The organism is Paractinoplanes ferrugineus (assembly GCF_016862195.1).
Taxonomy (GTDB): Bacteria; Actinomycetota; Actinomycetes; order Mycobacteriales; family Micromonosporaceae; genus Actinoplanes; species Actinoplanes ferrugineus.
Genome location: NZ_BOMM01000064.1, coordinates 1 through 25,922 on the forward strand (window position 1 = coordinate 1; position 25,922 = coordinate 25,922).

At 71.7% G+C, this 25,922-nt stretch carries 18 protein-coding genes; 8 read left to right on the top strand and 10 right to left on the bottom strand.

Annotation, left to right across the window (positions count from 1 at the left end; genetic code table 11):
- On the top strand, window positions 1–447 hold a 447-nt coding region (locus tag Afe05nite_RS35035), incomplete at its 5' end, for a sigma-70 family RNA polymerase sigma factor (protein WP_203821593.1).
- On the opposite strand, the gene Afe05nite_RS35040 is transcribed toward Afe05nite_RS35035, so the two are convergent.
- From Afe05nite_RS35040 to Afe05nite_RS35050, 3 genes are all read right to left on the bottom strand, one after another.
- Window positions 386–1,075, bottom strand: coding sequence for a class III lanthionine synthetase LanKC N-terminal domain-containing protein (locus tag Afe05nite_RS35040; RefSeq protein WP_203821594.1), 690 nt, complete (start codon window positions 1,073–1,075; stop codon window positions 386–388). The genes Afe05nite_RS35035 and Afe05nite_RS35040 overlap by 62 nt on opposite strands.
- Window positions 1,076–1,214: 139 nt before the next feature.
- Window positions 1,215–1,829: a hypothetical protein gene (locus tag Afe05nite_RS35045; RefSeq protein WP_203821595.1), complete on the bottom strand. Its 615-nt coding sequence runs from the start codon at window positions 1,827–1,829 to the stop codon at window positions 1,215–1,217.
- Between the two features lie 101 nt (window positions 1,830–1,930).
- Window positions 1,931–3,568 (bottom strand): methyl-accepting chemotaxis protein, encoded by a 1,638-nt coding sequence (locus Afe05nite_RS35050; RefSeq protein WP_203821596.1) that lies wholly within the window; start codon window positions 3,566–3,568, stop codon window positions 1,931–1,933.
- Window positions 3,569–3,715: 147 nt separating this feature from the next.
- Here Afe05nite_RS35050 and Afe05nite_RS35055 point away from each other — a divergent pair, with 147 nt between their 5' ends.
- Both Afe05nite_RS35055 and Afe05nite_RS35060 read left to right on the top strand, forming a co-directional pair.
- Entirely contained in the window at window positions 3,716–3,880 is a 165-nt protein-coding gene (locus Afe05nite_RS35055) for a hypothetical protein (protein WP_203821597.1), read from the top strand.
- 169 nt (window positions 3,881–4,049) lie between these two features.
- On the top strand, window positions 4,050–12,818 hold the full coding sequence (locus Afe05nite_RS35060; RefSeq protein WP_203821598.1) for a pectinesterase family protein: 8,769 nt from the start codon (window positions 4,050–4,052) through the stop codon (window positions 12,816–12,818).
- Between the two features lie 87 nt (window positions 12,819–12,905).
- On the opposite strand, the gene Afe05nite_RS35065 is transcribed toward Afe05nite_RS35060, so the two are convergent.
- A complete protein-coding gene (locus Afe05nite_RS35065) occupies window positions 12,906–14,012 on the bottom strand; it encodes an FAD-dependent monooxygenase (protein ID WP_203821599.1) in 1,107 nt (368 codons plus the stop codon).
- A gap of 89 nt (window positions 14,013–14,101) precedes the next feature.
- On the opposite strand from Afe05nite_RS35065, the gene Afe05nite_RS35070 reads away from it, so the two are divergent.
- A complete protein-coding gene (locus Afe05nite_RS35070; protein ID WP_203821600.1) occupies window positions 14,102–15,010 on the top strand; it encodes a LysR family transcriptional regulator in 909 nt (302 codons plus the stop codon).
- A 158-nt stretch (window positions 15,011–15,168) separates the two neighbouring features.
- Window positions 15,169–16,002 carry an SAM-dependent methyltransferase gene (locus Afe05nite_RS35075; protein WP_203821601.1) on the top strand — a complete coding sequence of 278 codons (834 nt, stop codon included), beginning with the start codon at window positions 15,169–15,171 and terminating at the stop codon, window positions 16,000–16,002.
- Window positions 16,003–16,047: 45 nt separating this feature from the next.
- On the opposite strand, the gene Afe05nite_RS35080 is transcribed toward Afe05nite_RS35075, so the two are convergent.
- The gene (locus tag Afe05nite_RS35080) at window positions 16,048–17,670 is read right to left on the bottom strand and encodes a DUF8823 domain-containing protein (protein WP_239118431.1); all 1,623 of its coding nucleotides are present in this window, start codon (window positions 17,668–17,670) and stop codon (window positions 16,048–16,050) included.
- Window positions 17,671–17,912: 242 nt separating this feature from the next.
- On the opposite strand from Afe05nite_RS35080, the gene Afe05nite_RS35085 reads away from it, so the two are divergent.
- From Afe05nite_RS35085 to Afe05nite_RS35095, 3 genes are all read left to right on the top strand, one after another.
- Window positions 17,913–18,338 (top strand): nitroreductase family deazaflavin-dependent oxidoreductase, encoded by a 426-nt coding sequence (locus Afe05nite_RS35085; RefSeq protein WP_203821602.1) that lies wholly within the window; start codon window positions 17,913–17,915, stop codon window positions 18,336–18,338.
- A gap of 130 nt (window positions 18,339–18,468) precedes the next feature.
- Window positions 18,469–19,239, top strand: coding sequence for a FadR/GntR family transcriptional regulator (locus Afe05nite_RS35090; RefSeq protein ID WP_203821603.1), 771 nt, complete (start codon window positions 18,469–18,471; stop codon window positions 19,237–19,239).
- Window positions 19,240–19,289: 50 nt separating this feature from the next.
- Window positions 19,290–20,042, top strand: coding sequence for a FadR/GntR family transcriptional regulator (locus Afe05nite_RS35095; RefSeq protein WP_203821604.1), 753 nt, complete (start codon window positions 19,290–19,292; stop codon window positions 20,040–20,042).
- Between the two features lie 28 nt (window positions 20,043–20,070).
- On the opposite strand, the gene Afe05nite_RS35100 is transcribed toward Afe05nite_RS35095, so the two are convergent.
- From Afe05nite_RS35100 to Afe05nite_RS35120, 5 genes are all read right to left on the bottom strand, one after another.
- Window positions 20,071–21,261, bottom strand: a complete 1,191-nt coding sequence (locus tag Afe05nite_RS35100; protein WP_203821605.1) for a mandelate racemase/muconate lactonizing enzyme family protein — start codon at window positions 21,259–21,261, stop codon at window positions 20,071–20,073.
- A 28-nt stretch (window positions 21,262–21,289) separates the two neighbouring features.
- Window positions 21,290–22,189, bottom strand: a complete 900-nt coding sequence (locus Afe05nite_RS35105) for a carbohydrate ABC transporter permease (RefSeq protein WP_203821606.1) — start codon at window positions 22,187–22,189, stop codon at window positions 21,290–21,292.
- A gap of 5 nt (window positions 22,190–22,194) precedes the next feature.
- Window positions 22,195–23,046: a carbohydrate ABC transporter permease gene (locus Afe05nite_RS35110; RefSeq protein ID WP_239118432.1), complete on the bottom strand. Its 852-nt coding sequence runs from the start codon at window positions 23,044–23,046 to the stop codon at window positions 22,195–22,197.
- A gap of 5 nt (window positions 23,047–23,051) precedes the next feature.
- A complete protein-coding gene (locus tag Afe05nite_RS35115; RefSeq protein WP_203821608.1) occupies window positions 23,052–24,371 on the bottom strand; it encodes an ABC transporter substrate-binding protein in 1,320 nt (439 codons plus the stop codon).
- Window positions 24,372–24,477: 106 nt separating this feature from the next.
- The gene (locus tag Afe05nite_RS35120; RefSeq protein WP_203821609.1) at window positions 24,478–25,911 is read right to left on the bottom strand and encodes an RICIN domain-containing protein; all 1,434 of its coding nucleotides are present in this window, start codon (window positions 25,909–25,911) and stop codon (window positions 24,478–24,480) included.
- Window positions 25,912–25,922 lie beyond the last annotated feature (11 nt).

The following is a 25,922-nucleotide window of genomic DNA, read 5'->3' on the forward strand; positions in this document are numbered from 1 at the left end:
CTGCTCCGTTTCCTGCTCGGGCTGACCCGCAATCAACGCCCGGCGGCCGAGGACCTGCTGCAGGAGACGATGCTCCGGGCCTGGCGGCACCGCGACTCGCTGCCGGCCGAGGAGGAGAACGCGCGCCGGTGGCTGTTCACCATCGCCCGGCGCGTCGCGATCGACGCCGTCCGGTCCCGGCAGTCCCGGCCGACCGAGGTCAGCCTGGTCGAGGCGGACCAGATCAACAGTGTCGACGGCGTCGACGGGGCCATGGCGCTGCACGATCTCAAAGTCGCTTTCCAGCGGTTGAGCAGTGAGCAGCGGCTGGTTCTGCAGGAGCTCCATATCCGGGGCGCCTCGATCGAGGAGGCGGCACAACGGCTCGGGGTGCCGGCCGGCACAGTCAAATCCCGCGCGCATTACGCCATGCGAGTTCTCCGCACAGCGCTGAACCCCGTCGAATAACGGCCGGCGCGGCCGCGAACGGGTCGGTGATGCCGTCCGGGAGAATGAACGTCACACCGCGCTGGTCCGCGACGTACCGGCCGTGCCCGTCGCGCACCTGGCCCTCCCGCAGCCCGTCCGGGCGCACCCGGGACCGGTCGTCGAAGGCTCCGTACCGATAGGCCACCACCGGGGACCGCCGGTAGCGCCGGTCGCCGAGAATGTGTGGCCCGCGTTCGTCGGCCAGGACGACGGCCAGCCGATCCATCAACCGCCGGGCGGTTCGCACATCGGGCGGGTAGGCCGCGATGAACTTGCCGCTCTGCGGGCGGTGCCCCTGCTTGTGATGCTGCCAGCGGAAGAAGAGCGAGTTGCTGAGGTGCTTGAACGGCACCCCGAGCGCGAAGAACTCGGCGGCCGCCGTCTCCAGGACCGACTGCGCCCGGTCGTACGCCGCCGACACGTGGACCTTCCAGCCCTCGGTGGCGCCGAGGCCGGCGGCCGGCGAGTACATCGTCCAGACCCGGAACTGCGACCGGCGCCAATCGGTGGGCAGGTCGTCCACCGTGTACGACGTCCCACCGGCGGTCACCCGCTCGATCGGCAGATACCGGTCCGGGTCCGCGAGCGTGAACGGGATGTGTTCCATCGACTTCCTCACCGTCCGTCGGCAGGGCGGCATCGTGAACCGGTGCCTGTCCTGGGAGAACTTGTTGCTCTACCGGTACAGACGAGTCGGTCGACGGGAAGTTCACTGTGGATTTCGCAGGGCCGGCGGCGGCCCCGGGTCAGCCGGCCGGGGTGGCCGCCTCACCGGCGCGGCGGAGCAGGCCGGCGCCTCCGCGGAACATGTAGACGCCGTACGCCGTCGTGGCGGCGGCCGCACCGAGCCCGACGGCCGGCGTCACGTGCTCGACCGCGATGCCCGCCGCGATCGCCGCCACCCCGGCCAGGGCCACCAGGCAGGTCCAGGTGGCCAGGTAGAGGTCGATGCGGCGGCGGAAGATCCGGCCCATCGGGTAGAAGTGGAGCCCGACGATCAGGGCGATGACCGGGACGACGTAATCGGTTCGGTCGGTCGCGTTGAGCGCCACCACGGACAGCCAGATCAGCAGGCCCTCGGCGCCGAAGATCAGGCCGAACGCCCGGCCGGACCGCTTGCGGTACCGCGCGTCGTCCGCGGACAGCTCGGCCGGGAACCGCCGGCGGGCCCGCAGCAGCCGTACCCCCTGGGCGACGAAGCAGGTGACCGCGATCACCGCCAGTGCCAGCACGGCGGTGGCCGCGGCCACCGGCCACCCGGCGAAGGTGTTGGACGCCCACAGCAGGGTGAAGAAACTCATCAGGAACAAACCCGTTGCGGTGCTGGTCACGGCGATGCGGGGCGGTGGCGAAGCGATCATCCGACGATGATCGCAGAGGCTCCGGCGGCGCCTGATTCGCGCCCGGCGGTGCCATCAGTCGACGAACTTCGCCCGCCGGCCCGGCGCACCGGGGCGGGCGATCAGATCCGGAACGTAGCGACCAGGCCACTGAGCTCGGTCGACATCCGGGCGAGCTCAGTGGTGGCCTGGCGGGTCTCGGCGACGCCCTGGCTGGTCACCCGGGCGGCTTCGGCGACCCCGGTGATGTTGCGGGCGATCTCGCCGGCACTGCCGGCCGCCTCGCCGACGCTGCGGTTCATCTCCGCGGTGGTGGCCGTCTGCTCCTCCACGGCGGAGGCGATGGTGGTCTGGAACTCGCTGATCCGCTCGATAACCGCGGAGATCTCGTCGATCGCGGTGACCGCGCCGCTGGTGTCGGACTGGATCGCCTGAACGCGCCGGGAGATGTCCTCGGTGGCGCGGGCGGTCTCCTGGGCGAGGTCCTTGACCTCGGAGGCGACCACGGCGAAGCCCTTGCCCATCTCACCGGCGCGGGCGGCCTCGATGGTGGCGTTCAGCGCCAGCAGGTTGGTCTGCTCGGCGATCGCCGTGATGACCTTGATGACGTTGCCGATCTCGGCCGAGGAGTCACCGAGCTTGTTCATCGTGGCCGAGGTGTTCGCGGTGATGGTGACGGCCTCGGCGGCGACGCGGGCGGCCTGCGAGGCGTTCTCCGAGATCTCCCGGATCGAGGCGCCCATCTGTTCGCTGCCGGCCGAGACGGTGTCGACGCTGCGGGAGACCTCGTCGGCGGCGGAGGAGACGGCGAGGGCCCGCGCCGAGGTCTGCTCGGCGGACGCGGCGATGTTCGCGGCGGTGCCGCTCATCTGCTCCGACGCACCGGCGAGCGAGGCGGCCGACCCCTCGATCGTGGCGATCGTCTGCCGCAGGCGGCCGAGGGCGCCGTCCAGCGAGCGGCCCATCCGGCCGGGCTCGTCCTGGCTGTCCAGGCCGGTGCTGCGGGTCAGGTCACCGTCGGCGAGCCCGTCACAGACGTACGTGACCTTCGTCAGCGACGACACGATCTTCCGGGCCACGAACACCCCGATCGCCAGAGCCAGGACGAGACCGACGGCCAGGGTGACGATCGAGGTGGTAAGGCTGGACTCGTAGCCGGCCTTCGCCGCGGCGGCCTTCTTCACCGCGTCCGCGGTCTCCGCGCCGTCCATGGCGGTCAGATGCTCGAAGATCTCGTTCAGCAGCGGCACCGCCTCGGTGTCACGGATCTTCGCCCACTCGACGAGCGCGTTGCGCTCCCCGGTCGGGATCAGCTTGTTCCCGGCTACGTCGGCGTACGCGTCCCAGTTGGTCTGCAGCTCGTCGATCAGGCTCGCGTCCGACGCCGGGTCGCCGGCCCGGTAGTCCGCCATCGCGGCGGTGAACGCCTTCTCATCGGCAGAGAAGGACGCGGAGTACCGCTTCGACGTGGCCTCGTCGACCGACAGCGCGGAGTTCGCGCTGTCCACCCCGGCCTGCAACGCGACGGCCTTCAACTGCCCCACCGACTTGATGCTGGGCACGGTGCTCTGCGAGATCATCCGCGCCGAGTTGCTGCTGTCGCGCAACGCCAGGAGTCCGACCACCCCGACGACCAGTGCGACCAGTGCCGCGATCCCCACCGCCGCGAGAACCTTCACACTGACGCTCAGGTCGGTGAACGACCGGCGCCGGCCAACCGGCTCCGTCCGCGGTTGCGCGGAAAGGGTCATCGCCGCCATGAAAGTTCCTCTTCCGCATGAAAAGTCAGAGTTTCCTACCCGCCCCCGCCGGATGTCCCCTCACTATCCGGGCATCCGCCACCGGACGCGCCCGTTTTCAGCGATTCCCGGGCAGCTCCAACAATCCGGCATCGCGCGCCCACCGCGATGCCGGACGCGGTGCGGCTGGTCGACCACCTGGACCGGCTGGTGACCGGGCTGCTCATCGGCGCCCGCGTCGACGCCGGCACGCAGGCGCCGGAGCTCACGCCGCCGCGCCTCGACCCCCTGACGACCGACACGGCAAGCGACGGCTCGACTACCGCGACGTGAACCCGTTTTTTGTCCATCCCTCATGCTGATGGAGCTCGTTCCCGGCGCGGACAAGTCCGGCTGAACGCTTGTTCGGCCGGGCCTGACATCAGCCTCGAAACCGGCGACCGGCAGCCACGATGTCGCTCCCGCCATTACGTCTGACGGCCGGCCGAGTGATCATCGAGCCATGTCACATCGCCTTGCCCGGTTCCGCTCCGGCCACCGGACGTTCGGAACCGCGACGCTCGCCGTCCTCCTCACCGCCGCCGGTCTCGGCACGGTGGGGCTGACGGCCGCGTCGGCCGCCGCCGACACGACCCCGCCGGGCGTGCCCGGAAGCCTGAAGACGGCCTACTACGGCCAGGTCGGCGTGACGGTCAGCTGGGGCAAGGTCTCCGCGTCGGACACCGCGGGCTACCGGATCTACCGGTCGACGGCCAAGACCATCGTGGCCGGCACCGACCTGCTGGGCGCCACCACCACCGCGCTGACGTTCGCCGACACCACGGCCGTCGCGGGCAAGACGTACTACTACGCGGTGGCCGCCGCGGACACGACCGGGAACCTGTCGAAGCCGTCCAGCGCCGTGACCGTCAAGACGACCGACACCGACGCGCCGGACAAGCCGGACGGCCTCAAGCTGTCGGCGTCCACCGCCGGAGTCGCGGTCAGCTGGACCGCCGTCGACGCCGTACCGGACCTCGCCGGTTACGTGGTCGCCCGGTCCACCTCCTCGAGCGGCACCTTCAGCCAGCTCACGGCCGGCCCGTACACGGCGACCTCGTTCGTCGACACGACCGCGCCGGCCGGCAGCACCTCGTACTACCGGGTCACCGCGATCGACCGCACCGGCAACCCGTCGTCGGCGGCGACCGGCTCGGCGACCCGGCCGGCCGGCACGAACACCGTGCCGCCCACCCCCGCCGGGTTCAAGGCGACCGCGTCGTCGAGCGGCGGCGCCACCCTGACCTGGACCGCGAACTCCGGGACCGGCACCTCCGGCTACGTCGTGGCTCGCGCCACCAGCGCCTCCGGCGCGTACGCGACCCTGACCGCGACGCCGCTGACCGGCACCAGCTACACCGACGCGACCGCCCCGCAGGGCGCGACCGCCTACTACCGGCTCACCGCGGTCAACGCGGCCGGTTCCTCCGCACCCGCCGCGGCCTCGGTGTCGGTCCCCAAGGACACCACTCCCCCGGCGAAGCCGTCCGACCTCAAGCTCACCGGCGCCACCGGCGGGATCGCGCTGAGCTGGTCGGCCGTCACCGGCGCCGCCGACCTGCAGGGCTACCTGGTCTACCGGGCCGCCTCGGCGAGCGGCAGCTACACCCAGCTGACCGCGACCCCGCTGACCACCACCGGCTACACCGACACCGCCGCGCCCGCCGCCACCGTCTCCTACTACCGGGTCACCGCCGTCGACACCACCGGGAACGCGTCGTCCCCGGCGACCGGCTCGGCGACCCGGCCGGCCGACACCACGGCGGTGCCGCCGACCCCCGCCGGTTTCAAGGCGGCCGCCGCCGGCACCGGCGGTGTCGTGCTCACCTGGACGGCCAACCCGAGCAGCACCACCACCGGTTACCTGGTGCAGCGGGCGGCCGCCGCGGCCGGCCCGTTCACCGCGCTGACCACCACCGCGATCACCGGCACCACGTTCACCGACGGCGCCGCGCCGACCGGAGCGACCTCGTACTACCGGCTCCTCGCGGTCAACCCGGCCGGCTCCTCGGCACCCGCCGCCGCCTCGGTCGCGCTGCCCGCCGACACCAAGCCGCCGACCGCGCCGTCCTCCGCCAAGGCCACCGTCGCCGCCGTCGGCATGACCGTGACCTGGGCCGCCAACAAGGAGACCGACCTCGCCGGCTACACCGTGCAGAAGCGCAACGGTGACGAGGTCTACGTCCCCTACCTGCCCGCGGCCGGCGCCACCTTCACCGCCACGACCTTCACCGACCCCTCGATCACCGAGGGGACCCGCGCCTACTTCCGGATCCGCGCGGTCGACACCACCGGCAACGTCTCGTCGTACTCGGCCGTCACCGCCGCCAACCCGATGGTGAAGCCGGCCGCCCCCACCGGCCTGAAGGCGGTGCCGAGCACCACCAACGGCATCACCCTGAGCTGGGCGGCGAACAAGGAGACCGACCTCGCCGGCTACAACGTCACCCGCTCGTCGAGCAGCGGCGGCAGCTACGTGCTCGTCGGCACGCTCACCGCGGCCAAGGCCGGCACGGCACCGTCGTTCACCGACACCAGCGCACCCCGGGGCGTGCCGCAGTACTACAAGGTGACCGCCCTCGACCTGGTCGGCAACGTCTCCGCGACGTCGAGCGCGGCGTCGGCCACCTCGACCACCGACCCGGTCCCGCTGCCGATCGAGTACGTCCACCTCTACGTCGCCCCGGACGGCGCGAACGGCGCGTACCGCACGATCGCCGCCGCCCTGGCCGCCATCCCGGCGACCAACCTGCAGCCCACCATGGTCACCATCGCGCCCGGCACCTATCCCGAGACCTTCGAGGTCACCGCGCCGAACGTGGTGCTGGTCGGCGCCACCGGTGACCCGGCCGACGTGGTCATCGCCGACGACAAGGCCTCCGGTTCGCCCGACCCGGCCGGTGGCACCTACGGCACCGCGGCCAGCGCGACCGTCTTCGTCTCCGCCAAGAACGTGACCCTGCGCAACCTCACCGTGGCCAACACCTTCGACGAGAAGGCGCACCCGGAGATCACCAGCCAGCAGGCCGTCGCGCTGCGCGTCGAGGGCGACCGGTTCACCGCCGACCACGTACGGCTGCTCGGCAACCAGGACACGCTGCTCGCCGACACCCCCAAGCCGACCACCCGCTCCCGGCAGTACTACGTCAACAGCTACCTCGAGGGCGACGTCGACTACCTGTTCGGCGGGGCCGACGCGGTCTTCGACCGGGTCACCCTGCGCTCGCTCGACCGCGGCAAGTCCGACAACGGCGCGATCACCGCCGCCAGCACCGACAAGGGCAGCAAGTACGGCTTCCTGATCATCAACAGCAAGGTCACCAGCTCCGCCCCGGCCGGCACCGTCCACCTGGGCCGGCCCTGGCACCCCAGCGCCGACCCGGACGCGATCGGCTCGGTGAACTTCGTCAACACCTGGCTGCCGGCCGCGATCGACACCGCCGAGCCGTGGGAGGACATGGCGAGCACCAACTCCAGCGGCGTCAAGGTCAACTTCCGCTGGCAGGACGCCCGCTTCGCCGAGTACGGCGATTTCGGCCCCGGCGCCGGGGTCAACGCCAACCGGCCGCAGCTGACCACGTCGCAGGCCGGCAACGCCACCCCCGCGAAGTATCTCGCCGGCAGCGACGGCTGGAGCCCGATGCTCCCGCCGAGCACCGCCGCGCCCGCCTCCCCGACCGGCCTGACCGCCGCCGCCGACACCCGGGTCGTGCACCTGACCTGGAACGACGACACCTCCGCCGACGTCGTCGGCTGGACCGTCTACCGGGCCGACGCCGGCACCGGCACCCTCACCAAGATCGCTTCGACGGTGGCGCCCACCTACAGCGACACCACAGTGGCCAACGGCGCGAGCTACTCGTACGCCGTCACCGCGGTCTCGCGCAGCGGCGCCGAGTCGCCGGCCACCATCGGGGCCACCGTGACCGTGCAGGCCGCCCCGCTGGTCGCCGACCTCACCGTCGACCCCGCCGCCACCCCGAACGCGACCACGTTCGCCACGATCACCGCCGCGCTCGCCGCCGCCCCGGCCGGCACCGCCACCGACCCGACGGTGATCGCGGTGGCCAAGGGCACCTACGACGAGTACCTGACGGTCGCCAAGCCGTACACGATCATCGTGGGCGCCACCGGCACCGCCACCGACGTGGTGCTCAACGGCAACCGGGCGGCCGGCACCCCGATCCCCGGCGCCCCGGCCAACCCCGACGGCAGTGCCGCCACCTACGGCACGTCCGGCAGCGCCACCGTCGTGGTCACCGGCAACGCCGTGCAGATGCGCAACCTGACCATCCAGAACTCGTACAAGGAGGGGACCTACACCAACGGGCAGGCGGTCGCCCTCCGCACGGTCGGTGACAAGCTCGTCTTCGACAACGTGCGGCTGCTCGGCAACCAGGACACCCTGTACGCCAACTCGCCGTCGACCACGATTGCCTCGCGCGTCTACTTCCACGACGCGTGGATCGAGGGCGACGTCGACTTCCTCTTCGGCCGGGCCACCGCGGTCTTCGACCACAGCACCCTCAAGGCGCTCGACCACGCCACCTCGCCGAACGGCGCGGTCACCGCGGCCAGCACGGACATCAGCCAGAAGTACGGCTTCCTGATCACCGACAGCCGGATCATCGGCAGCGCCCCGGACGGCTCGCAGAACCTGGGCCGGCCGTGGCAGCCGGGCAAGACCCAGCCGGACGGCACCAGCGTCAAGGACGACAACGCCCTCGGCCAGGTCGTCGTCCGCAACTCCTGGCTCGGCCCGGTCGTCAGCAGCACCGCCACCTGGACCAACATGACCAACAGCGGCGTGGTCACCGACTGGCACAGCGCCCGGTTCGCCGAGTTCGCCAACACCGGCCCCGGCAGCACCGCCACCGCCACCGCCGACCGGCCGCAGTTGAGCGCCGCGCAGGCCCAGGAGTACACGGCGGCGGCGTACCTGGCCGGCACCGACGGCTGGAACCCGGTCGCCGACCCGGCCCCCGACGTCGCCCCCGCCCCGGTCACCGGCCTGGTCGCCGGCGGCGCCGACAAGGCGGTCAACCTGACCTGGAACGACAGCGTCGAGAGCGATGTCGTCGCGTACCGGGTCTACCGGGGCGACGAGCTGGTGGCCACCGTGGCCAAGCCGGCCTACACCGACAAGGCCGTCACCAACGGCACCGCGTACACGTACACCGTCGTCGCGGTCGACGCGGCCGGGAACGCCGCCGGGGCGTCCGCCCCGGCCACCGCCACCGCCAACCCGGTACCGCTGGTCGCCGACCTGACCGTGGCCGCCGACGGCAGCGGTGACTACACCACCGTGCAGGCCGCGGTGAACGCCGCACCGGCCGGCACCGCCGCCGAACCGACCGTGATCGTCGTCAAGCCCGGCACCTACCGGCAGGTCGTCACGGTCGCCAAGCCCTACCTGGTGATCGCGGGCAGCTCCGGCGACGCCCGGGACGTGGTGCTCACCTTCGACAACGCCAACGGCACCCCGGCCGGCCCGGCCACCTGCCCGACCGTGACCACCGCGACGTGCGGCACCTCCGGCAGCTTCACCGTCGCCGTCACCGCGAGCAACGTGACCGTGCGGGACCTGACCATCGCCAACACCTTCGACTCGGCCAAGCACCCGGAGATCGGCACCTACAACACCCAGGCGGTCGCGCTCAAGGCCACCGGCGACCGGCAGGTCTACCGCAACGTGCGCCTGCTCGGCGTTCAGGACACCCTGCTCGCCGACTCGGCCGGCGCGATCTCGGCCACCGGCACCGGCTACGCCCGGCAGTACTACTACGACAGCTTCATCGAGGGCAACGTCGACTTCATCTTCGGCCGGGCCACCGCGGTCTTCGACCGGGTGACCATCCACGCCACCGTGCACAACGGCGGGACGATCTTCGCGCCGAGCACGGCGTCGAAGAACCCCAACGGCTACCTGGTGACCGGCAGCCGGATCGTCAGCGCCAACGACCCGGGTACGTTCGCGCTGGGCCGCCCGTGGGCGGGCTGGGGCGACGGCACCCAGCCGGACAACTCCCGCGGCCAACTCACCATCCGCGACACCACCGTCAACGACGGCATCAGCGCGGCCAAGCCGTGGATCGACTTCGCCCCGCTGACGGCCACCGACGGCCGGTTCACCGAGTACCACAACAGCGGGGCCGGTGCGGTCGTCAACGCCAACCGCCCGCAGCTGACCGACGCCGAGGCCGCCACCCGTACCCCGGCTGTCTATCTGGCCGGCACCGACGGCTGGGACCCGGTCGCCGACGCCGCCCCCGACGTGGCTCCGGCCGCCCCGGGCGGGGTGACCGCCCAGCCGGGCGCCGCCCAGATCTCGCTGAACTGGGCGGAGAACACCGAGGCCGACGTCACCGGCTACCGGGTCTACCGGCTCACCGGCACCGGCTCGGTGCCGCTCGACGCCGCCCACCAGGTCAGCAGCGCGCTGCTGACCCGGGCCGGCCTGGTCGACACCGGGCTGACCAACGGCACCACCTACAGCTACGCGGTGGTGGCCGTGGACGCCGCCGGGCACACCTCGGCCGCCTCCGCGACCGTGACCGGCACCCCCGCGCTGCACATCGACGCGACCGTCAAGGCCGACGGCAGCGGCACCTACCCGACCCTGCAGGCCGCCCTCGACGCGGCGTCCGGCACGGCCGACTGGGTGATCTCGGTCGGGCCCGGCACGTACGCCGGTCCGGCCACCGTCGCCAAGTCCGACGTGACCCTGATCGGCGCCACCGGTGACCCGGCCGACGTCGTCATCACCAACGACACCGCGGCCTCCGCGCTGACCGTCACCGGTTCGGCGGTGACCGTCCGCGACGTGACCGTGCAGAACACCACCACCGCCGGTGCCGCCCCGGCGGTGACCATGACCGGTGACAAGGTGCTGCTGCAGCACGTCGCCCTCAAGGGCACCAACCGGACGGTCTTCGCCGACACGGCCACCTACAACGCCGCCGCCCGCCAGATGATCGACAACTCGACGATCGAGGGCACCAGCGACATCGTCCTCGGCCGGGCCACCCTGGTGATCAACAAGACCGCCATCACGGTCAAGGCGAGCGGCGGCACCGTGCTCACCCCGAGCACCGCCGCCACCTTCCCCGGCATCCTGCTGATCAACAGCACGGTGAACACGCCGGCCGGGGTGACCGGCGTCCAGCTCGGCCGCCCGTACCGGGCCTGGGGCGACCAGTACACGCCCAACTCGGTCGGTCAGGCGACCGTCCGGGACACCGCCCTCGGCGGCGGCCTCAACACCGCCAAACCGTGGGGCACCGGCCCGGCCGGCGAATCGTGGACCATCGGCCGGCTCGCCGAGTACGCCAACACCGGCGACGGCGCCGGGATCAACAACAACCGGCCTCAGCTCAGCCCGGCCGACTCGGTGAAGGTCACGGTCGGCGCCTGGCTCGGCGCCGGCACGTGGTACCCGGCCGTCGCCGACCCGGCGACCCCCGCCGACGTCACCGCGCCCGCCACTCCCGGCTCGGTGACCGCCACCGGCGCGGACGGCTCGGTCACCCTCGGCTGGGCCGCCGGCGGCGACACCGACCTGGCCGGCTACCGGCTCTACCGGGCCGCCGGCACCACCGTCACCCCCGGACCGGCCACCCTGGTCGCGTCCCCGGGGACCGGCACCGGCTACCTCGACACCGGGCTGACCAACGGCACCACCTACACGTACGCGGTGGTGGCCGTGGACACCGCCGGCAACACCTCGGCGCCGGCGACCGTACGGGCCACCCCGGCCGACAGCGCGCCGCCCGCCGCACCGACCGGACTCAAGGCCGGGGTCGGCGCCGGCAAGGTGACGCTGACCTGGACCGCGAACCGGGAGAACGACCTGGCCGGCTACAACGTCTACCCGGCCGGCAGCACCACCAGGCTCAACGCGGCGCCGCTCGCCGGCGCCACCTACACGGTGACCGGGCTCGACAACGGCACCACCTACCGGTACGTGGTCACCGCCGTCGACACCGCCGGCAACGAGTCGGCCGTCTCCACCGTGGTCGAGGCCGTTCCCGCCCCGGGCGACAGCACCGCCCCCGCCGTGCCCGCCGGGGTGCGCACCGTCCTCGGCAAGGGTTCGGTGAGCGTCACCTGGTCCGCGGTCGGTGACAACGACCTGGCCGGCTACGACGTCTACCGGTCCGCCGGGGGCGCCGCACCGGTCCGGGTCGCCACCGGCGTCACCGCCACGTCCTACTCGGACACCACGGTCACGGTCGGCACGGCGTACGCGTACACCGTGAAGGCCCTCGACACCGCCGGGAACGTCTCCGACTCGTCCGACCCGGCGAGCGCCACCCCGGTCAAGGTGGACCTGGTGGTGGCCGCCGACGGCTCCGGGGACGCGACCACGGTGGCCGCCGGCCTGGCCCTGCTCGCCGACAACGCCGACTACACCACCCAGGGCTACCGCGTGGTGCTGATCCGCCCCGGCACCTACACCGGGCCGGTGAACAGCGGCAACCGGTACGGGGTGACCCTGCTCGGAGCGACCGCCGACCCGTCCGACACGGTCCTGACCGCCGGCGGCACCGGGGCGGTGGCCACGGTGACGCTCTCCGGCAACCAGTGGACGCTGCGCAACCTGACCGTCGCCAACACCAACGGTGCCGCCGCGGCCGGCGCGCAGGCGACGGCGCTGCAGGTCAAGAGCGGTGACAAGGACGTGTTCGACAACGTCCGGTTCCTCGGCGACAAGCAGACACTGCTGATGAGCACGGCGAACACCACCACCTACAGCCGGTCGTACTTCCGCCGGGCGTACCTCGAGGGTGGTGCCGACATGGTGCTCGGCCGCGCCGTGGCGGTCTTCGACCACAGCACCTTCCACGTGCTGTCGCGGCCGGGGGCCAGCCTGACCGACTCGTCGATCAGCAGCGCCGCCCCGTACGGTTTCCTGATCACCGACAGCACGATCGTCACCGACGGCGCCGCCAACTCGATCTACCTGGGCCGGCCCTACAGCACCCAGGGGCAGGCGCAGGTGGTGGTCCGCGACTCGGTTCTCGGCGCCGGCGTCAACACCGCCCAGCCATGGAACAACTGGGACGCGGCGACGCCGTGGACCGCCGGCCGGTTCTTCGAATATCAGAACACCGGTCCGGGCGCGGCCGTCGTCAGCGCCGCGACCCGGCCGATGCTCGCCGAGGCCGACGCCGCCACCTACACCGTGCAGAAATACCTGGCCGGTGCGGACAACTGGAACCCGGCCGGCTGACCGGACTTACCCGCCCGAACGCCGAACGCCCGTGCGCGACGTCGACAGCACTGTCGACCAGCGCACGGGCGTTCGGCGTTCCGGCCGCTACGCCGGGTAGGCGTCGGGCTCGGAGGCCAGCATCCAGTGGCTGAAGGTCGCGTACCGTTCGGCGAACTCGGCCGCGCCGGAGGCGGCCGCCACCTCCGCGGACAGCCGGCGGACCCGGTCGAACCGGAGCCGGCGCGCCTTCTCGTAGCCGGGCAGGGCGGCGGCCGGCTCCGGATCGCGGCTCAGCCAGCTCGCCAGCACGCCCACGTCCTCGATGCCGAGGTTGCCGCCGGCCGAGATGTGCGGGGAGAGGGCGTGCGCGGCGTCGCCGATCAGGACGGTGTGCGGACCGGTCCAGGTGGGCAGCTCCGGGACGATCAGGACCGGGTTGAACAGGATGTCGTCCGCCGGGGTCGACTCGATCATGCGGAGCAGGTCGTCCTGCCAGCCCCCGTCGTTCAGCCGGTGCGCCCGCTCGAGTGCCTGCTCGCGCTTGGTGCCGGTCAACGGCGGGCAGTCGAACTGGTTGACCATCCACATCGTCCGGTCGCCGGCGATGCGCGTATAGCCGCCCCGGGTGCGCCGGTGGCCGATCGTCAGCACGGTGCTGCGGGGCCGTTCCGGACCGGCCGGAACGAGCCCCCGCCACGCGTAGTGCCCGGCGTGCGGCACCGCCTCGCTGCCGGGCACCAGGTGCGCCCGCACGCTCGAGTGCACACCGTCGGCCCCGACGAGCAGATCGGCGTTCAGTACCTCGCCGTCGGACAGGTGCACCGCCACGCCGGCCGGCCCGTCGTCGAAGCCGGTCACCGCGACGCCCAGGCGGATCCTCGCGGCCCCGACGGCGGCGGCGAGCAGGTCGTTCAGGGCGCCTCGGGGAATCAGGAACAGCTGATGGTCGGCCGGGCCGAAGCCGGCGGCGCGCAGCCGGTGACCGGCGGGGTCGAAGAAGTAGGTGTCGACGACCGTGCTGATCCGGTCCACCTGGGGGCCGAGACCGATCCGCTCGAACACGTGGAGGGCGTTGCGCCACAGCCCGATGCCGCTGCCGGCGGCCCGGACGGCCGGCGCCCGCTCGACGACGACCACGTCGTGCCCGGCCCGGCGCAGGGCGACGCCCGCCGTGAGCCCGGTCAGGCCGCCTCCTGCGATCACCACACGCATGTCGTTGCTCCTTGCCGATGTGAGGTGCCTTCATCAGACCAACGGCTTGACATGACTTCAAATGCATGCTTGATATCGTTGCCATTACCATGCTGCATAGTGATCTCAACCTGCTCCGCGCCCTGGACGTGCTCATCGAGGAGCGGAGCGTGGGGGCGGCGGCCCGCCGCCTCCACCTGTCCCAGCCGGCCATGAGCCGCACGCTGGGCCGCCTGCGGCGGGCCACCGGCGACGAGATCCTCGTCCGCGCCGGCCGGACGATGACCCTCACGCCGTACGCCCGGGCGGTCCGCGAGGAGCTGCACGCCCTCGTCCACCGGGCCGAGTCGGTGCTGCAACCGGCCTCGGTGAGCGACCTGCGAGCGGTCGAACGCACGTACACCCTGCAGTGCAACGACGCCCTCGCCTCGACCCTGGCGCCCCGGCTGGCGCGGGTCCTGGCGCGGGAGGCCCCGATGCTGCGCCTGCGCTTCCTCGCCGAGCCCGGCTCCACCTCCGACGATCTGCGCCGGGGCCGGGTGGACCTGCGGGTCAGCTCCGATCCGGCCGAGTCGGCGGACCTGCGTTCGACGACCGTCGCCCACGACCGCCTGGTGGCGGTGGTCCGGGACGGCCACCCGCACGTCGACGCGCTGCTGTCGCCCGACGGCTTCGCCGGCCTCCGGCACGTCCTGGTCAGCCGCCGCGGCCGGGTGCGCGACCGGGTCGACGACGCCCTCGAGGCGGTGGGCCTGCGCCGTACCGTGAGTCTGACCGTGCCCACCGCCGCTCTCGCGATGCCGGTCGTGGCGACCAGCGAACTGGTCGTCGCGCTGCCCGGCCGGCTCCTCGCCGACGAGATGGCCACCTACGGACTGACCACCCGGCCCCTGCCCGTCGAGGTGCCCGCCGTTCCGGCGTTCCTGGTGTGGCACCAGCGCAACACCAGCGATGCGGTGCACGGCTGGCTGCGCGACCAGATCCGCGGCCTCCTCGGGGCCCCGGCCGGGACCGCCTGAGCAGCCCTCGAGGGCCGGGAAACAACTGGAAAACGGCCGTCCGGGCGGGTCCGTCCGCTTCCGTCCACATCGGAACCACATCCCGGGACGGCGACGGTCGCGTTGTGTCATCCGAGTACGATCACGGCCGACAACACCCCGTTATCCAGGAGTTCACCATGGACCCGGTTGCCGGATCGCCCGATCAGACGTCGAAGCGCAACGCGCCGTTCGGCGTCGACCCGACAGTGCCGAGTGTGGCCCGGGTCTACGACGCCCTCCTGGGCGGCAAGGACAACTTCGCCGTCGACCGGGCGATCGCCGACAAGCTGATGGAGCTGACCCCGGGCGGGGCCGACGTCGGGCACTTCAACCGGGCCGTCCTGGGCCGTGCCGTGCGTTACCTGGTCAGCCAGGGCATCGACCAGTTCATCGACCTCGGCGCGGGCCTGCCCACCGTGCAGAACACCCACGAGGTCGCGCAGCGCGTCAACCCGCAGGCCAAGGTCGTCTATGTCGACAACGACCCGATGGTGCTGGTGCACGGCCGCGCGCTGCTCTCGGAGAACGACAACACCACGGTGATCACCGCCGATCTCTGTGCGCCGGACGTGGTGCTGGGCAACGACGATCTGCGCGCCCTGATCGACTTCGACCGGCCGGTCGCCCTGCTGATGGTCGCGGTGCTGCACCACCTCGACGACGCCCAGCACCCGGCCGAGCTGGTCGCCCGTTACCGCGACGCGGTTCCCCCGGGCAGTTACGTGTTCATCACCCACTTCATCGACGGCGGCGCGGAGACCGCCGAGATCGAGCGGGTGCTGCTCACCGACCTCGGCAGCGGACGGTTCCGGAGCTTCGACGAGGTCCGCGGCTTCTTCGCGGGCATGGAGCTGCTCGAGCCGGGTGTCGTCTACAACCCGCTCTGGCGGCCGGATCCGACCGACGTCGTCCCCGAGCCGATGAGCTTCGCCGGGAAGATCATCGGTGGCGGGCTGGCCCGCAAGCCCTGACCTTCGCCCGCCTCGAGGCACCGGAGCGGCCGGGCCTCGCGGCGGTCAGCTCGAAGCGGTGGTGGTGCACGGCGTACCCCGGTCGAAGCTGTAGCGGGCCTCGATGGTGAACGTTCCCGCGGCGCGGGCGACCAGTTCGGTCCAGGTGCCGTTCTGGGCGAGGCAGGCGGGCGGCGTCACGTCGTCGTCGACTCCGTCGATGGCGAGCCAGGGTGACCAGGCCACCCGCAGCAACGTCGAACCCGCGCGGGGCACGTGGACGGAGAGCGCGGCCGGCCCGAGATAGGTGACGGTGGCCGGCGCCGACGCCATCGGGCTGGGCTCCGCCACGCGGTACACGCGCCAGTCCGCGTCCGCCCACACCGGCGACAGCCACGGCTGACCGGCGTTGATGATCCGGGCTTCGGCGATGCCCGCGCCGTCCGGTTCGGCCGCGGGCAGCACGACGAATCGCACGCTCCAGTCCAGCAGCCACGACCGGTACGAAGCGGCGGTGAGCGTGCCGTCGTAGAACAGCGGGTTCCGCTCGACGTCGGCCTGCCGGTTCCAGCCCCGGGCCAGGTTCATCGACGGCGCGATGCCGAACGCCTCCCAATGCGAGCGCAGCGGCACCACCTCCACCCGCCCCTGCTCGGCACCCAGCCGGCGCAGCTCGCTGATCAGCGATTCGGCGTCGGCGACGGCAGTGGTGGTGGCCGGCGCCGTCTTGAGGTAATCGGTGACCGGCTGGAGCGCGGTCCACGCCGCGAGCCCGGCGGCGACCACCCGGGTCGCCACCACCCAGCGGCGGGGGCGCTCCGCCGTGCCGGCGGCGCTGATCAGGATCGCCGCGCCGGCCAGCAGGGCCAGCCGTTCGACGTTGCTCCCGATCGGGGTGGGTATCGCCCAGCACAGGGCGACGCCGGCGGCGTACACCCAGGCCGCCGCCCGCACCGTCGGCCAGGCCGGCGGCGCGAGCACCGCGACCGCCACCGCCGCGCCGGCGGTGAGCAGGGCGGCATACCAGGGGAACGGTTGCACCCCGGAGAACGGGAACAGCAGCGAGGTCACCCCGATCACCAGGGGCGGACCGGCGGCGAGCAGGTAGGCGGGCCGGCGCCGGCCGGTCAGGAACAGCGCCGCCGCCAGCACCTCGATGAACAGGCCGGCGACCGGGCTGCACAGGGCGGCCACGACGGCGAGGACGGCCGCGACGACCGGCCGGGCCGGCCGCCCCTCCCCGGCCGGCCGCACGGCGATGGCCGCCGCCAGCGCGAACACCACGCCGAGCAGGTAGGTGACCCGCCCGGCGGCGAGGTTGCCCCAGACCGCCACCGCCAGCCAGATCGCCGGCCACAGCGGGCGGCCGATCCCGGACCGGCTGACCAGGACACCGCCCAGCACCGCCCCGGCGATACAGGCCAGCACGCCGGTGGTCCGCACCCCGAGCCAGGCCATCACGTACGGCGAGGCGATGCTGTAGGAGGCCGGGTGGATGCCGCCGTACCAGGACAGGTTGTAGGCCGATCCCGGGTGGTGCCGGATGAAGCCGGTCCAGGCGTACTGGGCGGCGAGATCGCCGGCGTTGCGGGCCAGCCACACCGCCCAGACGACGCTCAGGACACCGGCCACCGTCCCGGCGGCGAGGCCGGGGCGATTGGCGCGGAGAGTGCGAATGACGGAACCCACGCGCGCAGGCTATGGGATGAAAGCTAGTCGAGAACCGGGAGGTACGCCGGCGGGCCATCCGGTGACTCGCAGTGACCGACGACGTACGCGCAGCTGACCGACCGGTCTCCGGTCGGGCGGTTCCGGCCCCGGCGCCGCTGATGTCTAAGGTTGGCGCCGGATGGCCGATCTGATGGTGGTGGGATCCGGCGGCCGACCACCTCGGACCGGAGACCGACATGAGATCGAGTGGGGGGAGCACGATGAGCGACTGGAACACCAAGATCATCGAGGAGTTCCGGGCGAATGCCGGTGAGCTCGGCGGCAATTTCACCGGCGCACCGATGGCGCTGGTGCACTCGCGCGGACGCCGCAGCGGCCGCGAGTCGGTGAGCCCGATGATGTATCTGGCGCACGAGGCCGACGACGACGTCATCTACGTGTTCGCCTCCTATGCGGGCGAACCGCGGAACCCGGACTGGTACTACAACCTCACGGCGGCGGGTGCGGGCGCCGTCGAGCGCGGCAGCGAGAGCTACCCCGTCACCGTGCGGGAGTTGGCGGGCGAGGAACGCGACCGGGTGTACGAGGAGCAGGCGCGCCGCTACCCCGGCTTCGCCGAGTACGCCCGCAAGACCGAGGGCGTCCGTGTCATCCCGGTCCTGGAGCTGACCCGGACCGCGAACTGACCGCTCCTCGAGCTGACCGGTCCGCCGACCGGGCCGGGCCGGCGACCGCGGGCGGGCGGGTAGTTGATACGTACTATGTGTGGGTGAGGCATCGCGTTTCCGGTCCCGCCGGCCGGCCCGGCGGACCGGCATGACCGACTCCCCCGGCCCGCCCGCGAGCCCGCTGTTCCCACCGGGGCAGCGCAAACGGCCGGCCAACCTGGCCCGCTCGGTGACCGCCGAGCTCGTGGAGCGCATCGTCCGCGGCGTGCACCCGCCCGGCAGCGTCCTGCCCCCGGAGCCGGTCCTGGTCGAGGACTTCGGGGTCAGCCGCACGGTCATCCGCGAAGCGGTCAAACTGCTTCAGGAGAAGGGCCTGGTTCGGGTACGCCAGGGGTCGGGCACGGTGGTCACCTCGCCGACGACGTGGGACATGCTCGACGACCTCGTCCTGGGCGCGGCCATCACCGAGGCCGACGGTGTCGTCGTCCTGGACGATCTGGTCGTCACCCGCCGGGTGCTGGAGGCCGACATGGCGAACGTGGCCGCGCGGGTGGCCGGGCCGGAGACCCTCGAACAGCTGGGCGCCCTCGTCGACGAGATGGACGAGCTGGTCGGCGATCAGGAGGCGTACGGCCGGCACGACCGGTCCTTCCACGACACGATCATGCTGGCCTCGGGCAATCGCATCGCCCGGGCCGTGGTGCGCTCGCTCGAGAGCCAGGTGGCCAGCACCGCGCGGTACGTGGGACGGCCCGAGCGCGCCCTGTGCGTGGCCTCCAACAAGGGACACCGCCGGATCTACGAGCGCATTGCGGCGCACGACCCGCAGGGCGCCGCCGAGGCCATGTTCACCCACATCACCGAGGCCTGGCTGGTTCGCCGGGGTGGTCCCGGCGATCCGGCCCGGTTGCAGCGCTGACCGCCGCCGGCCGCCGGAGCCGACTGCCGGCGCTGGGTAAGGTACCTGCCATGACGGCCCAGCCGAACGCGTTCGACCTACCTCCGCGCCGCCGTGCCGAGCGGTTGAGCGTCGCCGTCGTGACCGAGTTGGTCGAGCTGATCGTGACCGGGCAGCTCGCCGAGGGGGCGCTGTTGCCGCCGGAGGGACCGCTCAGCGATCATTTCGGGGTCAGCCGCACGGTCATCCGCGAGGCCGCCAAGCGACTCGAGGAGAAGGGCCTGCTGATCATCAGCCAGGGCCGCGGCACCCAGGTGGCCCAGTCCGGGTCGTGGAACATGCTCGACCCGATAGTGCTCTCCGCCCTGATCGACAACGACGAGTCGCTGGGTGTGCTCGACGAACTGACAGTGGTGCGCGGCAACCTCGAGGCCGCGATGGCCGGCACGGTCGCCGGCCTGCGCACCGCCGAGGAGTTGACCCGCATCGAGCACGCGTTGCAGGTCATGCGCGAGATGCAGCACGAGAGCGATTCCTTCCGGCAGGCCGACGTGGTCTTCCACCTCACGGTGATGGAGCTGTCCCGCAACCGGCTGGCCGAGAACATCACCAAACGTCTCTACCGCCGGGCCCTCGAGAGCAACAGATATCAGGGCATGACGTACGAGGGTGCGTTCAGCTCGACTCTCGACCAGCACGCCGTGGTCGTCGACGCGATCGCCCGGCAGGACATCCCGGCGGCCGAGCAGGCCATGCGTGACCACATCATCGGCTCGTGGCAGCGTCGCCGCTTCGCCCCCCTGCACCCCGACACCGCCTCCTGAGGCGGACCGGACCGTCCGGAGTGGACAATCAGGACGGCTCGAGTCCCAGTCGTTGCCAGGCATGGCCGTCACGTTCCCGCATGGAGTCCGGGATCAGGCGCAGGCCGGCCCGGTCCGGTCGGACGTGCGGGCCGGCGTCCTGGGTGCCCGGCCGGGCGGCGTGGGCGGCGATGATGCGCTCCTCGTCGACGCGCACCCCGATCCCCGGTTCGTCACCGAGGACGATGCCACCGTCGTCGTACTCCTGATCGACCCGCAACCCGATCGGCGCGGTCAACCCCTGAACCTCGAAGGCCAGATGATTGGGTACGGCCGCGGCCGCGTGCGCCACCGGGTTGGTGTGATAGGCCACCGGGCTGACCGGCAGGTCCCGACTGTGCGCCACGGCCGCCACCCGCAGGAAGTGGGTGATCCCCCAGACGTTGCCGACCTGCACGACGTCCACCGCGTCGGCGTCCAGAAGCGGCCGGTACTGCTCGAGGCCGGTGAGGTTCTCGCCGGTCGCGACGGCGGCCCGGATCCCCCGCCGCACCGAGGCCAGCCCGGCCGCGTCCCACCGGCGCACCGGCTCCTCGATCCAGGTGAGGTCGATCGCCCGCTCCAGTGCGGTGACGTAGCGGACGGCCTGCGAACGGTTCCAGGACTCGTTGGCGTCGAGCATCAGCGCGGGCTCCGCCGAGTTGCGCCCCAGCACCTCCCGCAGGATCCGCAGCCGGCGCAGGTCGTGCTCCAGGTGCAAGCCGCCCTTGAGCTTGCCGGAGCTGTACCCCCGGTCGGCGAACTCGGTGTAGAGGTCGGCCAGCCGGTCGTCGTCGAGCGCGATGTCGAGGCCCGAGGCGTAGCCCGGGACGAACCGGTCGAGGGCGCCGAGCATACGCCAGAGTGGTTCGCCCGCGGCCTTGGCCTTCAGATCCCACAGTGCCGTGTCGAGGGCGCCGATCGCGCCGAAGGCCGCACCGGCGTGCCCGGTCTTGAACACCCAGTCGAGCATCCGGTCGTAGAGGGCCGTCACCGCGCGCGGGTCGTGTCCCTCCACCGCGCCGAACACCCGCTCGACGTCCGCGTGCGGGCCCAGCCCGACCCCCTCGATCCCCTCGTCGGTCTCCAGGATCAGGACGTGCACGTCGGTGCGCGGGCGCGGCATCACCCCGTTCGCGTCGCCGATCCGCCGGCCCCAGTCGTGCTCGGTCGTCAGGCTGCGGTATCCGGTGATCTTCACCGTTGCTCCCTCCCGGCCGGAATCCGGCTCATTCCTTCGTTCCGCCCGCCGTCATCCCGGCGACCAGGAAACGCTGTGCGAAGAGAAAAACGATCAGCACGGGCAGCACCGAGATCACCGTGGCGAGCGCGAGGGTCGGCAGTTGCACCGACTGCCCCCCGGCCGAACTCGGGTTGAACGCGGGGGTGGAGGCGAGCAGGGAGGTCAGTCCCACCTGGATCGGGTAGCCGTCGCTCGACGGCAGCATCACGAACGGCAGGTAGAAGTTGTTCCAGCTCTGCACGAAGCTGAAGAACGCGACGAGGGCGACGATCGGCGCGGCCAGCGGCAACGCCACCCGGGTGAACACCTGCAGCTCGGAGCAGCCGTCGATGCGCGCGGCGGCGAGCAGGTCCCGCGGGATGCTGGTGGAGAAGTAGATGTAGGTGAGGTAGACCCCGAACGGGAAGAACGACAGCGGCAGGATCACCGACAGCGGGCTGCCGATCAGGCCCACCGAGTTCAGCTCCAGGAAGATCGGCAGCACCAGCGCGGTGTTCGGGATGAGCATCACGATCAGGGTCAGGACCAGCAGGGTCCGGCGGAACCGGAACTCGGTGAGGGCGACCGCGTAACCGGCCGGGATGCTGGCCACCAGCGTGATCACCAGGGCGCCCACCGCGTACATCGCCGAGTTGCCGATCCAGGTGGTGACCGCACCGTCCTGGAAGGAGAAGAGCTGATGCCAGTTGGTGGCCAGGTCGCCGGGCCGGCCCGGGGCGAACGGGGCGCCGACGATGAGGCCGCGGGCCGATTTCGTCGTCGCCAGCAGCAGCCAGACCACCGGGATCAGGAAGAAGAACACGAAGATCGTGAGGACCAGCCCGGCGATCGCCCGGCCGCTCCAGCCGCTGACCCCGCTCCGGCGGTCGGTTGCCGCTGTCGTCATGGCGGTCAGTCCCTCTCGAACAGGCCGCCGCGCAGCACGAACACCGCGGACAGGGCGAGGGCGACGAGCAACAGCAGCAACGAGATGGCGGCCGCGCCGTTGAAGTCGTTCTGCTGGAACGCGTACTGGTAGGCGAGTTGGTTGAGCGAGTAGTCGTTCGGCACGACCGCGTTGCTGGCCTGTGAGAGCAGCTGGGGTTCGACGAACAGTTGGGTGCCGGCGGCGAGCGACATGATCCCCATGTAGGAGATCCATTTGCGCAGCATCGGCAGTTGGATCCGCCAGGCGATCTGCATGGCGGAGGCGCCGTCGATGCGGGCCGCCTCGACGACCTCGGCGCTGATGTTGTTGAGCGCGCCGTACATGATCACGATCCAGCCGCCCGCGCCGGTCCAGAACGCGATGACGGCGAAGATCGGCGGCAGGTGGGCCGGCCCGATCACCTGCACGAAGCTGGACAGGCCGAACAGGCGCAGCAGGCCGCCGATCGGGCTGGCGGTCGGGTCGAGCAGGAACAGCCACAGCAGCACGCTCGACGCCCCGGCCAGGGCGCCGGGCAGATAGAAGACGAGCCGGAGGGTGCTGCTGAGCCAGCGCAGCCGCACGGCGTGCACGACGATCGCGAGGACGGTCACCAGCACGACCAGTGCGACGAGCCAGATCAGCAGGAAGTACGCGACGTGGGTGGCGGCCGGCCCGAAGCGGAAGTCGCCGACGACCCGGGTGAAGTTCGTGAGCCCGGCGAAGCCGCCCGCCGCGTCGGTGACCGCCAGGTACATCGCGTACAGGGCGGGAAGGATCCCGAACGCGACGGTCAGAGCGGTGTAGAGGGCAACGAAGAGGTAGCTCGTCCGCACCGCCCTCATCCGACGGTGTAACCGTCCACCTTGGCCTGGTTCTTGATCGCCGTCTCCCAGGTGGGCAGCAGGTCGACCAGGCTCTTGCCGTCGGCGATCGCGGGGGTCACGGTCTTGGCCCAGATGGCTTCCTGGCTGAACAGCCCGGAACCCCAGCCGTCCCAGATCTCCGTGCCGGCTTTGATGATCGCCTGCAGGTCGGTGGCGTAGTAGCCGCTCGCCTCCTGCTTCTTGACCCAGCGGTCGGCGGTCGACGCGAAGGCGGGGTATCCGGGGGCGAGGTTCACCTGGTAGTCGTCGGCGGTGGTGACGAACTCGGCGAACTTGGCCGCCGCCTTGAGGTTCTTCGAGTGGCTGCTGATGAACCAGGTGCCGCCACCGACGTTGCCGGTCACCGCGGTGTCGCCGGACCAGGCCGGCGGCGCGCCCACGCCGAGCCGGCCCTTGGGCACGTTGAGCGACTGCGGGTTGTTGAAGATCGCTCCGGCATACCAGGCCGGGCCGGGCATGACGAGCACCTTCCCGGCGTACTTCTGGACGAACTCCGGGGTGAAGACGCTGACGTTCGGCGTGGTGCCGTTCTTGATGAGCGTGTCGAGCATCGCGGCGGCCCGGCGGCACTCGGTCGTGGTGGTCCTGACCGTGACCGCCCGCGGTCCGGTGACCCCGTTCGCCTGGCACTTGCTGCCCCAGAAGAAGACCTCGGGCGTCCAGGCATCGCCGACGGTGCCGACGATGTAGCCCGGATGCTCCCGCGCCACCTTCTCGCCGAGCGCCTGGTATTCCTCCCAGGTGGCCGGCACCGGGTAGCCGAACCGGGTCAGCAGGCTCTTGTCGTACCAGAGCACCACCTGGGCGAGGTCGTTTCGCAGGCAGTAGACCTTGCCGTCGACGGTGCACGGATCGAGCGAGCCGGGCGTGAAGCCGTCCAGGGTGGCCTTGGGGATCAGTCCGTCGCTCAGCGGGGCCGCGAAGGCCGGCTTGCCACCCGCCTTCTGGCTCGCCCACGCGGCGTCGTTGTTCTGCGTCGAGAACACCACGTCCGGCCAGCCGCTGCCGGCCCGGTCGAACAGCTGGACCTTGGTCCGGAAGGAGTTGGACCCGTTGGCCGAGCCGTCGTAGTTGACCACCTTGACGGCGACGCCGGGGTTGGCCTTCTTGAAGGCGTCGGCCGCCCCGGCGCGGTCGGCGTCGACCCAGACCGTGATCTCGGCCTTGTCGTCCTGGGCGCCGGTGGTCCCGCTGTCCTTGCCGCCGCCGCAGGCGGCCAGCGCCAGGGCCACGGCCAGGATCCCGGCGGCGCCGGAGAGGCGGGAGGCTCGCATGATCTCACCCATGTGGAGGCCCTTCGTCAGGGTGGCCGTGTCGACCGGAGTTCATCGATACGAAATATAAGAGCATACGTATGATGTCTGCAAGACCCTCCGCGTCTCAGCCCGCGGCGACGATCCTCCAGCGCTGGTTGGCGCTGGTGGAGTCGCTGTACTGCCCGGCGCTCGCGCCGCTCGCCGTGCGCCCCATGCCGTCCAGGTAGAGCCCGGTGGCCCGGTTGCGCAGTCGTACGTTGTTCGCGTCGGTGACGACGGTCCACTGCTGATTCGCCGACGTCCCGGACGTATACTGACCGGCCGCACTGCCGTTGGCGGTCCGGCCCATCCCGTCGAAGTACAGTCCGCTGGCCACGTTGCGGAGCCGGACGTAGGTTCCCGAGTTCTCGACCACCCACTGCTGGTTCGCGCCGCCGCTGCCCGGTCCCTGGGCCACGTCGCTGCCCGACGTGGTGCGGCCCCACCCGTCGGCGTACAGGCCGGTGGCGGTGTTGACGATCCGCACCGTGGTGCTGCCGCCGGTGCCGATGCCCCACGAGTAGCGCAGGCGGTTCAGCCCCGAGGCGTTGGTCAGCGTCAGGGAGATGCTCGAGCCGCTGCCGGTGCGCCGGGTCAGGCTGTACCAGTCCCCGTCGCGCAGGCCGGGCCAGTACACCCCGCCCACGCCCAGCTCGCGCAGCTTGCTGCTGACGCCCCGCAGGTAGTCGGCGAAGAACGAGCCGCTCGGGATGTTGTAGTCGATGGTGTCGTACGAGACCCCGTTCTTGCTGCCGGGCCCCATCGGGCCGCCCCACTCGGTGGCCACGGTCCGCGACGCGTACCCGCCGATGGAACTCGCGAGGTGGTTCGCCCACGAGGTCTCGTCCTCGAATCCGGCGAAGAACGAGTAGTCGTGGACGGCCAGCAGGGTCTCGTTCAGCCGGCCGTCCTGGCCGACCGCGGCGACGTTCTGGGCGAGGCCCGCGCCGTCCAGGATCACCCGGCCGCGGGGCACGTCCGGGTGCCGGGCGAGCCAGGCGGAGTAGAGGTTGGTCAGATCCGCCGTGGAATACCCGTACGGTTCGTTGATGACCTCGAAGTAGGCGTTGCTGTTGCCGGCGTAGCGGGCCACGACGGTGTCCCACATCCGGTCGTAGGCCGCCACGTCGGCCGGTCGGCCGCTGCCGTACGCCCAGTACGCCAGGATCACCTTGCCCTTGGTGAGCGCCTGGTCGACGGCACCGGTGTAGGTGCCCCAGTAGCTCGTCACGGTCGGCTCGTTGATCGGCATCCGGACGGTGTTGGCGCCGGTGATCGAGTAGAGCTGGCCGACCACCCGGTCGGCCACCACCGACGCGGTGGCGTACGTGTCGGCCGAGCCCAGGCCCGACACGTACAGCACCCCGTCGACGAAGTTGTCCCGCTGATCGGCCCAGTTCACCCCGTGGAACTGGGTGGTGTCGGCGCGAGCCGGATCCGAGACCACAGCGGTCCCGGCGACGGCGAGTACGGCGGCGACCAGTGCCCGGTGTACCCGGCCGGCGGCTGATGTGCGCATTCCTCGACTCC